This is a genomic window from Streptomyces sp. NPDC001922 (genome assembly GCF_042891165.1).
Classification (GTDB): domain Bacteria; phylum Actinomycetota; class Actinomycetes; order Streptomycetales; family Streptomycetaceae; genus Streptomyces.
On sequence record NZ_JBIASV010000002.1, the window covers coordinates 189,515 to 203,078 of the forward strand.

Sequence of the window (13,564 nt, forward strand, 5' to 3'; positions counted from 1 at the left end):
CCGCTGCATTACGGCGCTCGGCTCGCACCGGTAGTACACCGGAGGCATGACTGCGCAACGCACCGCCGTCCTCGACAGCCGCAGCCTCGACGACCGGGTCCTCGGCGGCTGGCTCGGCCGGATCGCGGGCAACATGCTCGGCAAGCCCGTCGAGCGCGGCGATCACTGGACCCGCGAGCGGATCGACCGCTATCTGCGCCGCACGGACGCCCTCCCCCTCACCGACTACCTCCCGCCCCCGCCGGGCGGAAGCGATACCGCACCGGGCGGAACCGGTACGACAGCGGGCGGAACCGATACGGCAGCGAGTGGAAGCGATAGAACACCGGGCGAGTTCGAACTGCGCCCGGAGTGGCCGCAGTGCACCCGCGGCAACATCCGGGGCAGCGTCCGCGACGACGACATCGACTACACGATTCTCGGGCTCCACCTGCTGGAGACCCACGGCTTCGGCTTCACCACCGAGCAGGTCGGCGAGCTGTGGCTGCTCCGTCTCCCCTATCTGCAGACGTTCACCGCCGAACGCGCCGCCTACCGCAACCTCGTGAACGGCCTGCGGCCCCCGGCCACCGCGACCGTCGACAACCCCTGTCAGGAGTGGATCGGCGCCCTGATCCGCGCCGACATCCACGGCTTCGTCTCCCCCGGGGATCCGCAGCGCGCCGCCGCCCTCGCCCGGCGCGACGCCGTCCTGTCGCACACCGGGAACGGTGTGTACGGCGCGATGTGGGCCGCCGCGCTCGTCGCCGCCGCCTTCACCGCGGCCACGCCACGGGCCGCCCTGGAAGCCGGACTGGAACAGATCCCGCCGGGGTGCCGGCTCGCCCGCACCGTCCGGCACACGGCCGCCCTGTACGACGCGGGAACGCCGTGGGAGGACACACTCGACGAGCTGGACCGCGAGGTCGGCCGGCTGCACTGGATCCACACCCTGCCCAACGCCGCCGTGCTCACCGCCGGACTCCTCTACGGCGAGGGCGACTTCAGCACCACCATCGCGCTCACGGTCCGGGGCGGCCTGGACACCGACTCGGCCGGTGCCACGGCCGGTTCGGTCGCGGGCGTCCTGTGCGGGGCCTCGGCGATCCCCGCCCAGTGGACGGAGCCGTTGGAGGACCGGGTGCGCAGTGCCGTCTTCGGCTTCGACGGGGTCGCAATCAGCGAACTGGCGGAACGCACCTGCCGGTTGGCGGGGCGGAACACCGGCGGTTGAGGTGCGGGACGGACCGGGGTTCGCACCCGGCCGGACGCTGCCGCGGCGAACAAGGCGTTCTCGTCCCGCACCCACCCCACCTATCGGCCCCAACGGAGGATCACGGTGGTGAGCCGGCTCGCCTCTCCTACGTCGACTTCCTGTAGGACCGGAATGCCCGTGCAGCCAGGAGACCCATCACCAGGACGGCCGCCGCGAGCAGTCCCAGACGGGTCCCGACCGTGCTCCAGTCGGTGTGCGCGAGCATCGCCTGCCGCGCCGCGACGACCGCCCATTCCACGGGGTTGTACCCGGCGACGTTCCCCACCCAGCGCGGAGCGAGGTGAAGGTCCATCACGGCGGAACTCAGGAACATCAGCGGCAGCGTGGTGAACTGGGAAATCGCGATCAACGTCGCCTGCTGACGGGTCAGCAGGGCAACGGCACTGGACAGTGCCGAGAAGATCAGCGCCAGCAGCACCGCGGCCAGGACTGTGACACCGACACCCACGACGCCGCCGGGGAAGCGGGCGCCGGCGATCAGCGCGATGCCCACGATGACCAGGCTCTGGACGACTGTCTGGATCGCCTGGTAAGCCATGGTCGCGCACACCATGGCGCCTCGGCCGGCAGGAGAGGTCAGCAGCCGGTCCATCACACCGCGGTCGATGTCCTGCAGGTAGGTCGTCCCTGCCCACGCGCTCGCGAACAGCGCGGTCATCATCACCACACCCGGCGTGAGGAACTGCAGAAAGCCGCCGCTGCCTTGCGCGAACCCGGGCAGGTTCACCACCGCGCGGAAGAGCTGCCCGAACAACAGCAGCCAGATCACCGGCTGCACGAGCCCGATGACGAGGAAGGTGGGCATCCGCCACAGCGTGCGCAGCAGGCGACCGGTGAGGAGCGCGGAGTGTGTGATCGAGGTCAGCGGACGGGTGCCGACGGGCTCCATGTGTGCTGTGGTCACTTCGCCGCCTCCAGGGCCTTCGGCTCCTCGTCGCCGACGCCCTCAAGGCTGTGACCGGTGTGCTGGAGGTAGACGTCATCGAGCGAAGGGCGGGCAAGCGTCGCAGAGGTCACGACGATTCCCGCGTCTTCGAGTGCGGCCAGCACGGGCGGCAACGCCCGGGCGCCGTCGTCGGTACGGCCACGGACCGTGCACCCGTCGATGGTGATATCGCGTAGTTCCGGCACCCGTTGCAGCACCTCGCGTGCCCTGCCGTCGGCCTCGGCCAGCTCGACCTGCACCGCGTCGCCGCGCAGCTCACTCTTGAGTTCCTCCGGGGTGCCCGCAGCGACCACCGTGCCGTGGTCGACGATCGCGAGCCGGTCGGCGAGGTGGTCGGCCTCGTCGAGGTAATGCGTGGTGAGCAGCACCGTCATCTGCTCGTCCCCGGCCATCCTGGCGATCTCGTCCCACATCTCGCTCCGGGCCTGGGGGTCGAGGCCCGTCGTCGGCTCGTCGAGGAAGAGCACCTGCGGGCGGTGCATCAGCCCGACCGCGACGTCCAGCTTGCGCGCCATGCCACCGGAGTACGTGTTCACCGGCCGGTTCGCTGCGTCGGCCAGGCCGAACCTGTCGATGAGCTCACGAGCCCGCGCCTTGGCGTCACGGCGGGACATCCCGTGGATGCGGCCCGCGAGCAGCAGGTTCTCGGTCGCGGGCCCCATCGGGTCCGTGCCGGGCTTCTGCGCCACGAACCCGATCGCCTGGCGCACCCGATCCGGCTTCGCCGCGACGTCGATGCCGGCGACGCGTGCCGATCCCGAGTCGGCGACCGACAGCGTGGAGAGAATCTTCACCGTGGTGGACTTGCCTGCCCCGTTCGGGCCGAGCAGCCCGAAGACGGTCCCCTTCGCAGCGGAGAAGCTCAGCCCTTGCAGCGCTGTGACCGGGGGTTTGTTCCTGCCTGCCGAGTAGGTCTTGACCAGATCAACGGCTTCCAAAGCCGTTTCTGCTCGCCGAACCGCAACCATCGCCGCACACCTTGTCAGTATCTGGTGTGACTCCCACCTTCCTGGTGTCACCGGACACAAGGAGGCTGAATGGCGAGGGCGGAACCCTACGGTGAGATGTCGTAGCCGACGTTAACAAGGGCGCGCAGGCAGTTGCAACAGCCTTCCCGCGCCGTGCGCAACCGGCACGGGACCCCGTTGGTGATTCTGCGATGACCCGCCCAACGGCCCTCACGCTGCTCGGATTTCGGCAGATGCAGCAGGAGCCGAGCCCACTCCGCGTCGTTGGTCCTCCCCGCCCCACGACCATGCCGACGGCCTGAGACCACGACGGTCACCTGATCCAGCGGACAGGCCCTAATCGGGCATCGGAAGCCCGATCTCCTCACAGATCTCCACGGCACGATCCACCGACATGTCAGGAACGGTGAAGTCGACCGACTCGATGTGCCGAAGAAACTCGGCCGGCGGTGCCACCCGGTGGTAAGCGACGTAGTCCGACCAGGCCACGTGCCACACCCATACGCCGTCGGTCATCATGCCGACGCGAACCCGCACCTTCTCGCTGTCGGAGAACGGGCTCTGCACGGTGCCCGGCGCGAGAATCAAGCCCCGGGCGCTGCCCAGATACCTGGACAGCCGGTCGACGAACTCGTCGGAGCCCGAGAGCGAGCCGGCGGCAGCGTCGAACCTCGTCTCGGGCTCACCGATACGAAACGGTGCGGGGATGTTCGTCATGGCGACGATTCTCCCCCTGGGCACCGGCACTTCTCCGCCAGCGCCCCGGATCAGGTCCCGCCGGGCAACCGCCCAAGGTCCCCCGACCGCTCAGGATCCCGGGCGGACCGGAGGCCGCGGGCCGGGCCGGCCGCGGCTGTCGGCAGCATCAGCGCGGTGTACAGCAGCAGGGCCGCGCCCAGTCCCACCGCCCAGCCGTAGTCGGCGAGCGGCTTCAGGAAGGGGATCAGGCCGTCGGCGGGGAAGGGGCCCTTGCCCGGTGCGGAGTGCGAGCCGCCCACCGCCAGCACGCCGCCGACGCCGAAGGCCACCAGGGCGCGCCAGTTCCAGCCCGCCGTGTACCAGTAGCGGCCGCCGGGGCGGTAGAGGTCGGCCAGGTCGAGGGCGGTGCGGCGGACGATCCAGTAGTCGGCGATGAGGATGCCCGCGACCGTGCCGAGCAGACCGCCGACGACTCCGAGCCAGGTGAAGATGTACAGCTCGGGGGTGGCCGTCAGCTTCCACGGGAGGATGACGACGCCGACGACTCCGGTGATCAGCGCCCCGGTGCGGAAGCCGACGCGCTGCGGGGCGAGGTTGGCCAGGTCGTAGGCCGGGGACACGACATTGGCCGCGATGTTCACGCTCACCGTCGCGATCAGCACGGTGACCAGGGCGAAGAGCAGGCCGAAGGCGTTGTCCGTCTTGCCGGCCAGCACGACCGGGTCCCACAGGGCCTCCCCGTAGACGGCCTGGGAGCCCGAGGTCACCAGCACCGACAGCAGCGCGAAGAGCGTCATCGTGGTGGGCAGGCCGAGCGACTGGCCCCAGACCTGGGCCCGCTGCCCCTTGCCGAAGCGGGTGAAGTCCGGGATGTTCAGCGACAGGGTCGCCCAGAAGCCGATCATGCCCATGAGCGCCGGGAAGAAGACCTTCCAGAACTCGCCGCCCCAGCCGAGCCGGGAGGGCTGGTCGAGGAGCGGACCGAATCCGCCCGCCTTGACGGCGATCCACACCAGCAGCACGACCGCGCCGACGATGACGAAGGGGGCGGCCCAGTTCTCGAACCGGCGCAGTGTCTCCATGCCGCGGGCGATGATGGCCAGTTCGAGAGCCCAGAAGACCAGGAAGCAGAGCCAGAGCGTCCAGGGGTAGCCGCCGATCTCCCCGACGCGGGCCCAGCCGCCGCCGAAGAGCTTGCCGAGCAGGATGTAGATGCCCTGTCCGCCGATCCAGGTCTGGATGCCGAACCAGGCACACGCGACGGCGGCGCGGATCAGTGCGGGCAGGTTGGCCCCGCGCAGCCCGAAGGAGGCACGTGCCAGCACCGGGAACGGAATGCCGTACTTGGGCCGGCGTGCCCGGTGAGCAGCATCGGAAGCAGCACGATCACGTTGGCGAGGGCGATGGTGAGTACGGCCTGCTTCCAGTCCATGCCGAGGGCGACGAGACCGGAGGCGAGCGTCCAGGACGGGATGTTGTGGGCCATGCCGACCCAGAGGGCGGTGAAGTTGTAGGTGGTCCAGCGACGGTCGGCGACGGGGACGGGCAGCAGATCCGGATTCACGAACGGCCCGTCGGGCGGCGCGATGCCCTCGGGCAGTTCGACACGGCCGTCGGGGCGGACCGTTCCGGACGCCGGGACGGGTACGGGGGCAGCGGTGGCATCGGTCATGAGCGGGCCATTCGTTCGCTGGGACATGCGGGGACATGTGACGGGACGGCGGTTCGAACGGACCTGACCGGGACGGCTCCGACGGGGACAGCTCCGGCAGGGACAGCTTTGACGGAAACACGGTCCGACAGAGCAGGCCCGACAGAGCCGGTCCGGCTGAGAGGCGTCGGCTGAGACGGCGCCGAAGAGGCGGTGCGGAGGGCCCCCGGGGCCTCGGGGGCGGCGCACTGCTGATGCCCACAGCGCGCCGCCCCGTACGCACGGCCGCACCGCCCCGCGCTCCCGGCCGCAACGCCCCCGTACGAGCCCCGCGGCCGGTGCCCGCGCTCAGCCGCTGAGGGCCGGGATCACGTGCTCGCCGTAGGCGTCGATGGTGGCCTCCTTGGCGTCGTGCATGGCGTAGAGCGCGAACTGGTCGACACCCAGCTCCCGCAGGGCCCGGAGCTGCTCGATGTGGGCCTGCGGCGGGCCGAGCAGGCAGAAGCGGTCCACGATCTCGTCGGGGACGAAGGCGGTGTCCGGGTTCCCGGCCCGGCCGTGGTGGCTGTAGTCGTAGCCCTCGCGGGCCTTGATGTACTCGGTGAGGGCCTCGGGCACCAGGCCGGAGTGCTCGCCGTAGCGGGAGACCAGGTCGGCGACGTGGTTGCCGACCATGCCGCCGAACCAGCGGCACTGCTCCCGGGCGTGGGCCAGGTCGTCACCCACGTAGGCGGGCGCGGCCACGCACATGGTCAGGGAGTCCGGGTCGCGTCCGGCCTCCTCGGCCGCGGTGCGCACCGCCCGGATCATCCACTCCGTCAGGAACGGATCGGCGAGCTGGAGGATGAAGCCGTCCGCCTGCTGCCCGGCGAGGGCGAGGGCCTTGGGCCCGTAGGCCGCCATCCAGACCGGGAGCTTCCCGTCCTTCACCCAGGGGATGCGCAGCGGTGTTCCGCCGACGTCCGCTTCCCGTCCCTCGGCGAGGTCGCGGATGACGGACATGGCCTCCCCCAGCCGGGCCAGGGTGTTGGGTGGCCGGCCGGCCACCCGCATGGCGGAGTCCCCGCGGCCGATGCCGCAGACGGTGCGGTTGCCGAACATGTCGTTGAGGGTGGCGAACGTCGACGCGGTCACCTCCCAGGTGCGGGTTCCCGGGTTGGTGACCATCGGGCCGACGGTCATGCGCTCGGTGTGTTCGAGGATCTGGCTGTAGATGACGAAGGGTTCCTGCCACAGCACGGCCGAGTCGAAGGTCCAGCCGTGGCTGAAGCCGTTGCGCTCGGCGCGGCGCATCAGGCTGACGACGGACGAGGCGGGCGGGTCGGTCTGCAGAACGAGTCCGAAGTCCATGGGCACAGCTGCTCCTGTTCGGGGTACTGCCCTGATCGGTGTCTTGCCCTGATCGGTGTTGCCCTTGATCGGTGTTGCCCTGTTCGGGGTACGGTCCGGTCCCGAGGTACGGCCCTGGCGGGTGCCGTGCCGGGCCGGGCGGGTCCGGTCGGTGGTCGGGTCCGGACGGTGTCGTGCGGGGGCCGCTAGTCCACGTACTGGCAGGTGCCGCGCGGTACGTACCGGCCGTGTCCGGCACGGCCGGTGAACTCCCGCTCGGTGATGACGAGTTCACCGCGGGACAGCACGGTCTCCACCCGGCCGGTGATCCGCTTGCCCTCGTACGCCGAGTAGTCGACGTTCATGTGGTGCGTCTCGGCGGAGATGGTCTGCTCGGCGTGCGGGTCGTAGACGACGACATCGGCGTCGGCGCCCGGGGCGAGCGTGCCCTTGCGCCCGTGGAGCCCGAACATCCGGGCCGGTGCGGCACAGGCGATCTCGATCCAGCGGCGGCGGGAGATGTGTCCGTCGACGACGGCCTGGTGCAGCAGGTCCATGCGGTTCTCGACGCCGGGCAGCCCGTTCGGGATCTTGGAGAAGTCGCCGCGGCCCAGCTCCTTCTGGCCCGCGAAGCAGAACGGGCAGTGATCGGTGGAGACCACCTGGAGGTCGTCGGTCCGCAGGCCCCGCCAGAGGGCGGCCTGGTGCTCCCGGGGCCGCAGCGGCGTGCTGCACACGTACTTGGCGCCCCCGAAGTCCGGCTCGGCGAGGTTGTCGGTGGACAGGAAGAGGTACTGCGGACAGGTCTCACCGAAGACGGGCAGCCCCATGTCCCGGGCGCGGGCCAGCTCCGCGACCGCCTCCTCGGCGGAGACGTGCACCACGTACAGCGGCGCCCCCGCCACCCGGGCCAGCTGGATGGCCCGGTGCGTGGCCTCCGCCTCCAGCAGCACCTTGCGCACCTCGCCGTGGTACCGGGGGTCGGTGCGCCCCGCCGCGAGGGCCTGTTCGACGAGGACGTCGATCGCGATGCCGTTCTCGGCGTGCATCATGATCAGCCCGCTGTTGGACTCCGCGCGCTGCATCGCCCGCAGGATCTGCCCGTCGTCGCTGTAGAACACCCCGGGGTAGGCCATGAACAGCTTGAACGAGGTGATCCCCTCGCCGACCAGCAGGTCCATCTCCTTCAACGTGGCGTCGTTGACGTCGGAGAGGATCATGTGGAAGCCGTAGTCGATCGCGCAGTTCGCGTCGGCCTTCGCGTACCAGGCGTCGAGCCCTTCCCGCAGGCTGTGCCCCTTGGTCTGCACGGCGAAGTCGACGATGGTCGTGGTGCCGCCCCAGGCCGCCGCCCGGGTGCCGGTCTCGAAGGTGTCGGAGGCGAAGGTGCCGCCGAAGGGCAGCTCCATGTGGGTGTGGGCGTCCACGCCGCCCGGGATGACGTACTTGCCGGTGGCGTCGATCGTCCGGTCGGCGGTCCAGCCCCGGGCGAAGTCGTTGCCGTGGGCGGCGAGGGCGGCGATACGGCCGTCCTCGATGAGGACGTCGGCGTGGACTTCCTCGGCCGCGGTGATGACGAGGCCGTTGCGGATGACGGTGCGCGTCATGGCTGCCGTCCTTTCGCTTCGGGGATCGGAGCGGCCGGGTGGTGGGCCCCGGCCGGAGAGGGTGTCCGGGCCGGGCCGTCGCCGGCCGGGCGCCGGGCGTCCGCGCCCGTCACGGCCGGCGCTCCTTCTCCATGTCGGCCTGGACCCGGCGCAGCGCGTCCTCGAGCAGGGCGGCGCCCTCCTCGGCCTCTGCGACGCTCAGGCTGAGCGGCGGGGCGACGCGCAGGCTGTGGCCCTCGCGGCCGCCCTTGCCGATGAGCAGGCCGTTCTCCCGGGCGTATTCGAGGGCGAGCCCGGCGGCGTGGGCCGACGGTGCGCCGTCGACGTCGGTGAGTTCGAGGCCGATCATCAGGCCCCGGCCGCGGACCTCCCGTACGACGGGGAGCCCCGCCGCGACGGCCCGCAGCCGCTCGATGAGGAGTCCGCCGACGCGGCGGGCGTTGCCCTGGAGGTCGTGTTCCAGCAGGTAGGTGAGGTTGGCGAGGCCCGCGGCCATGGTGACGGGGCTGCCGCCGAAGGTCGAGATGGAGTTGGCGTCCAGGCTGTTCATCACCTCGGCGCGGGCGACGACCCCGCCGATGGACATGCCGTTGCCGATGCCCTTGGCGAAGGTCAGCATGTCGGGCGGCCCCGCGGCGCCGTGTGCCTGCCAGCCCCAGAAGTGCTCGCCGGTCCGGCCCCAGCCGGTCTGCACCTCGTCGGAGATCCAGAGGATGCCCTGCGGCTGGAGGACCTCGCGGAAGGCGGCGAACAGGCCGTCGGGCGGTGCGGTGAACCCGCCGACGCCCTGCACCGGTTCGGCGATGAGCGCGGCCACCGAGCCGTGCTGGACCTGCGCGAGCATGTCCTCCAGGTCGGCGACGCACGCCGCGATGAACTCCGCGTCCGACAGCTCCGCGAACGGGCCCCGGGTGCGGATGCCGCCGTGCAGGTAGAGCGTCTGGAGCGGGGACAGGGTGGTGGGCGACCAGCTGGAGTTGCCGGTGATGCCGACGGTGGAGAAGGAGCGCCCGTGGTAGCTGTTGCGCATCGCCAGGATCTGGTTCGACCGCCGGTACGCGGTGGCGAGGAGCAGCGCGGCGTCGTTCGCCTCGGTGCCGGAGGTGGTGAAGAAGACCCGGGCGTCCGGGATCCCGGAGAGCGCGGCGATGCGTTCGGCCAGGTCCACCATCGGGCGGTTGAGGTAGAGGGTGGAGCTGTGGATGATGCGCCCGGCCTGCTCGCTGACGGCCTTGGTGACCTCGGGCAGGGCGTGCGCGGTCATGGTGGTGAGGATGCCGCCGAAGAAGTCGAGGTAGCGGTTGCCGTCGGCGTCCCAGACGTGGCGGCCCTCGCCGTGGGTGATCTCCAGGGGGTCGCGGTAGTAGAGGGCGAGCCAGTCGGGCATGACGGACCGGTGCCGGCCCAGCAGCGCCTGGTGCGCGGACGAGGGAGGTACGGCGGTCACGGCTGCACCAGCCCCTCGTACGCGTCGGGGCGGCGGTCGCGGTAGAAGGCCCACTGCTGCCGGACCTCGTCGATCAGGCCGAAGTCGAGGTCCCGGACGACGAGTTCGTCCTCCTTGTCGCCGGCGGTGTCGCCGACGAACTGGCCGCGCGGGTCGACGAAGTAGCTCGTGCCGTAGAAGTCGTTGTCGCCGTACTCCTCGTGCCCGACGCGGTTGATCGCGGCGATGAAGTACTCGTTGGCGACGGCGGCGGCGGGCTGTTCGAGCTGCCAGAGGTAGGCGGAGAGTCCGCGGGAGGTGGCGGACGGGTTGTAGACGAGCTGGGCGCCGTTCAGGCCGAGCTGCCGCCAGCCCTCGGGGAAGTGGCGGTCGTAGCAGATGTAGACGCCGACCTTGCCGACGGCGGTGTCGAAGACGGGCCAGCCCAGGTTGCCGGGCTTGAAGTAGTACTTCTCCCAGAAGCCCTTGACCTGGGGGATGTGGTGCTTGCGGTAGGTGCCGAGAACGGTGCCGTCGGCGTCGATGACGGCGGCGGTGTTGTAGTAGAAGCCGGACTGCTCGACCTCGAAGACGGGCGCGACGATCACCATGCCCGTCTCGCGGGCGAGGGTCTGCATCCGGCGGACGGTGGGGCCGTCGGGTACCGGTTCCGCCCAGCGGTAGTGCTCGGGTTCCTGCACCTGGCAGAAGTACGGGGCGTTGAAGACCTCTTGGAAGCCGATCACCTGCGCGCCCTGCCGGGCGGCCTCGCGGGCATGCTCCTCATGCTTCGCGATCATGGACTCGGTATCGCCGGTCCAGGAGGCCTGAACCAGTGCGGCGCGGACGACATGGGCCATGAGCTGCTCCTTCACTGCGCTGTACGGGGCGGCGTCGCCCCGCTCCCCCGCGGACGTCAGAGAGCCTCTACGCACGTAGACACGAACGTAGATGGAGAACGTAAGCCCCGTCACGCACCGTGGCAAGACCATCGCCGTCCACCAGCGCAGTCGATCAAGTTTCGTACCGCAACGGGCCACATCGGACGTACCGCGACGCCCCGTCAGACGGTTTTCGGCGCGCCGGGTGCCCCTGCGATCCGGAGGGCGTGGGCGAGGTCCCGGCGGCAGTGCCGGGAGATCCGGCGGGCGGTGCCGAGCAGCAGCGGTACGAGCTTCCCCGGCTCGCTCTCCGCCACGCGCACCGCCTCCTCGGGGGTCCGGGTCCGCAGCAGCGCGGTGAGCAGGACGTCCGACTCGGTCGAGCGGCCGGCGGCGAGCAGCGCGAGGGCGATCTCCGCGACCTCGGCCGGCGGCCGGGCCACGGCCTGCCGCAGCAGGGCGCCGCAGTCCGCGGTGCGGCCCGCGCCGGAGAGCGCTCCGGCCGCGGCGGCGAGGGCGGACGGCGGCAGACAGGCCGCCTCCCAGAGCAGGGTGGCGACGTCGGCGGCGAGCCCGGCGCCCTCCAGCGCGGCGAACAGCGACGGCAGCTGCTCGGGAGGACCGGCCGCGGCCTCGCACAGGACGACGTACGCCGCGCCGCCGCTGCCCGCGGCACGGAGGGCGGCGAGCCGGGCCACGGTCTCGGTGGTGGAACGTGCGGCGGCCCCGGCGGTGGACGGGGCGGCCTCCAGGGTGGAACGGGAGGCTTCGGCAGCCTCGGGGCCGCTGTCCGCGGCAGGCTCCGGGGCGCGCGCGTCGGCCGCGCGGCCGGCTTCGGCGGGGTCCGTCCACCGGGTGCCGGAATCGGCGGAGTCGGCGCGGGCCTCCGCCCGCTGCGCGGACCGGGTCCGCGGGGCCTCGTAGGCACCGGCGAAGCGGGCACCGCGCGGCCGGGCGGGCCCGGAGTGCTCGGCGGACTCGGGGATGTCACGGAAGTCGCGGAACTCGGAGGACGGGGCGGGTGCTCCGGGTTCCGTGGCCGGTGCCGACGCCACGGCCGTCGGGGCCGCGGGGAACCACGGCGCTTCCGGCGCCGCGGCGGGTTCCGGCCCCCCGGTGGCTTCCGGCCCCGCCGCGGGCACGGCCGGCTCGCCCAGCCCCGCGAACCGCGCGCCCCGCAAGAGCCCGCCGGTGTTCTCGCCTGCACCCGGTCTCTCCACGACACCCGGTCTCTCGACGGCGCCCGGGTCCTGAGCCGCGTCCGCGCCCCGTCCCGGCCCACCGGCCCGGGCCGGGCCGGCTTCCGCGGGGCCCGCGCCCGCCCCCTCCGGCCCGCCGAACCCGTGGTGCTCCAGGAACCCGGGGTACCCGAGGTCCTCGTGTCCCGTCCCGAAGCCCAGCGGGCCCTCGCCCGGCGGCGGAACGGCCTCGTCCAGCACCGCGAGCCGGCTGCGCAGCTCCGCGCAGCGGGCGGCGGCCCGTTCGTGGTCGTCCCGGGCCCAGGCGAGATCCGTGGCCAGCCCGTCGCTGTCGGACGGGGCGCCGCCGCGGGCCGTGAGCTCGTCGGCCAACTCCCGCTCGCGGGCCCCGGCGTACTGCTGCTCCCGGCGCATCACGTCCAGCCGGTCGAGCAGCGCGTCCCGGCCGCCCTCCCGGCGGTCGTGCGCGGCGACCGACGCGCGGTGCAGCCGCTCGGCCAGCGGGCGCTGCTGTTCGGCGGACATCTCACCGTGCTGGACGGCGAGGTCCTGGAGGAGGGCGTCGACCACGTCCCAGGGCAGCACCTCGGAGCCGGCCAGACAGGCCCGTACCCCCTCGGGGTCGCGCTGGGCGAAGACGCCGTACCAGCCGGTTTCCGGATCCAGCGCGTCCAGGAGTCGGCGCAGATAATCCGCGAACCCCGCCACAGCGTCGGGGAGTTGCCTGTCCCGCATTGCCTGCCCCTCCTCCCCGGGCCGGTGAGGGCCACGAGGTCTGCTGGCATTCGACACCCGCCGCGTCAGGCGAGAGTGACAGGCATGCTACGGACAGTTTTCGTGCAACGCACGGGGGTCCGCAGAACCCGTGACGGCAGAACGTGCGGGCGGTGGGTGTGCGGACCGGCCTCAGAACGTGATGGCGATGGCCGTGTGCGGCCGCTTGCCGAGGCGGACGAGCGCCCCTCCGCCGTCGACGAACCGGAAGCGCCAGCCGTACTTGCGCGCGAGCAGCTTGCGGACCCGGCGCAGCCCCGTGGCGTCGAGGAGCCTCGCCTCCCCCTCCGCGTACGGCGCGCCCTCCGGGACCCGGCCGCGCACATCGCAGACGGCGACCCGCACCCGCCCGCTGTTGCGGATGCGCTTCACCTTTCCGGAATCGCTGCGGGTCCAGACGAAGAGCTCACCGCCGTCCGCCACCGCCCAGACGGGGGTGGGGACCGGGGTGCCGTTCCGCCGGTGGGTGACGAGGCTGACGTAGGGGCTGCGGCCCAGTTCTTCCGGGGTCATGGGACCACTCTCCCGCATCGCTCCCCCGTCACCCGGTGGCGGCCACCGGCACACACCGCCCCATCAGCTCGTCCAGGGAGAGGCCGAGGGCGTTGGCCAGCGCGGCGACGGTGAAGAACGCGGGGGTCGGGGCCCGCCCGGTCTCGATCTTGCGGAGGGTCTCCGCGGAGAGCCCGGCCGCCGCGGCGACCTGCACCATGCTGCGCTCGCCGCGGGCCTCGCGCAGCAACGCGCCGAGCCGTTCACCGCGTTCGCGCTCTTCGGGAGTGAGAGGAGTACGGACCATGACCGTGATACTAATACCGGTATAAGAATT

11 protein-coding genes and 1 pseudogene are annotated in these 13,564 nt (G+C 71.8%); 1 reads left to right on the plus strand and 11 read right to left on the minus strand.

What is annotated here, in order from left to right; genetic code table 11:
- The first annotated feature begins 46 nt into the window (after nucleotides 1-46).
- A complete protein-coding gene (locus ACFYYR_RS04280) occupies nucleotides 47-1,213 on the plus strand; it encodes an ADP-ribosylglycohydrolase family protein (protein WP_388846736.1) in 1,167 nt (388 codons plus the stop codon).
- Nucleotides 1,214-1,340: 127 nt separating this feature from the next.
- Here the strand turns inward: ACFYYR_RS04280 and ACFYYR_RS04285 are convergent, their stop codons facing one another.
- The 11 genes and pseudogenes from ACFYYR_RS04285 to ACFYYR_RS04335 form a co-directional block, all read right to left on the minus strand.
- Nucleotides 1,341-2,159, minus strand: coding sequence for an ABC transporter permease (locus tag ACFYYR_RS04285; protein ID WP_388846738.1), 819 nt, complete (start codon nucleotides 2,157-2,159; stop codon nucleotides 1,341-1,343).
- Complete coding sequence (locus tag ACFYYR_RS04290) at nucleotides 2,156-3,169, minus strand: ATP-binding cassette domain-containing protein (RefSeq protein ID WP_388846740.1); 1,014 nt, start codon at nucleotides 3,167-3,169, stop codon at nucleotides 2,156-2,158. Before ACFYYR_RS04290 ends, ACFYYR_RS04285 begins: the two co-directional genes overlap by 4 nt.
- Before the next feature lie 336 nt (nucleotides 3,170-3,505).
- Complete coding sequence (locus ACFYYR_RS04295; RefSeq protein ID WP_388846742.1) at nucleotides 3,506-3,886, minus strand: hypothetical protein; 381 nt, start codon at nucleotides 3,884-3,886, stop codon at nucleotides 3,506-3,508.
- Between the two features lie 50 nt (nucleotides 3,887-3,936).
- A pseudogene (locus ACFYYR_RS04300) lies at nucleotides 3,937-5,540 on the minus strand (NCS1 family nucleobase:cation symporter-1).
- A 327-nt stretch (nucleotides 5,541-5,867) separates the two neighbouring features.
- Entirely contained in the window at nucleotides 5,868-6,869 is a 1,002-nt protein-coding gene (locus ACFYYR_RS04305; RefSeq protein WP_388846744.1) for a TIGR03842 family LLM class F420-dependent oxidoreductase, read from the minus strand.
- Between the two features lie 185 nt (nucleotides 6,870-7,054).
- On the minus strand, nucleotides 7,055-8,455 hold the full coding sequence (gene hydA / locus ACFYYR_RS04310) for a dihydropyrimidinase (RefSeq protein ID WP_388846746.1): 1,401 nt from the start codon (nucleotides 8,453-8,455) through the stop codon (nucleotides 7,055-7,057).
- 109 nt (nucleotides 8,456-8,564) lie between these two features.
- On the minus strand, nucleotides 8,565-9,842 hold the full coding sequence (locus ACFYYR_RS04315; RefSeq protein WP_388847263.1) for an aspartate aminotransferase family protein: 1,278 nt from the start codon (nucleotides 9,840-9,842) through the stop codon (nucleotides 8,565-8,567).
- A gap of 56 nt (nucleotides 9,843-9,898) precedes the next feature.
- Nucleotides 9,899-10,741, minus strand: coding sequence for a nitrilase-related carbon-nitrogen hydrolase (locus ACFYYR_RS04320; RefSeq protein ID WP_388846748.1), 843 nt, complete (start codon nucleotides 10,739-10,741; stop codon nucleotides 9,899-9,901).
- A gap of 203 nt (nucleotides 10,742-10,944) precedes the next feature.
- The gene (locus ACFYYR_RS04325; protein WP_388846750.1) at nucleotides 10,945-12,696 is read right to left on the minus strand and encodes a hypothetical protein; all 1,752 of its coding nucleotides are present in this window, start codon (nucleotides 12,694-12,696) and stop codon (nucleotides 10,945-10,947) included.
- 171 nt (nucleotides 12,697-12,867) lie between these two features.
- Nucleotides 12,868-13,248 (minus strand): PPOX class F420-dependent oxidoreductase, encoded by a 381-nt coding sequence (locus ACFYYR_RS04330; RefSeq protein ID WP_388846752.1) that lies wholly within the window; start codon nucleotides 13,246-13,248, stop codon nucleotides 12,868-12,870.
- A 28-nt stretch (nucleotides 13,249-13,276) separates the two neighbouring features.
- A complete protein-coding gene (locus tag ACFYYR_RS04335; protein WP_388846754.1) occupies nucleotides 13,277-13,534 on the minus strand; it encodes a helix-turn-helix domain-containing protein in 258 nt (85 codons plus the stop codon).
- Nucleotides 13,535-13,564: the final 30 nt, after the last annotated feature.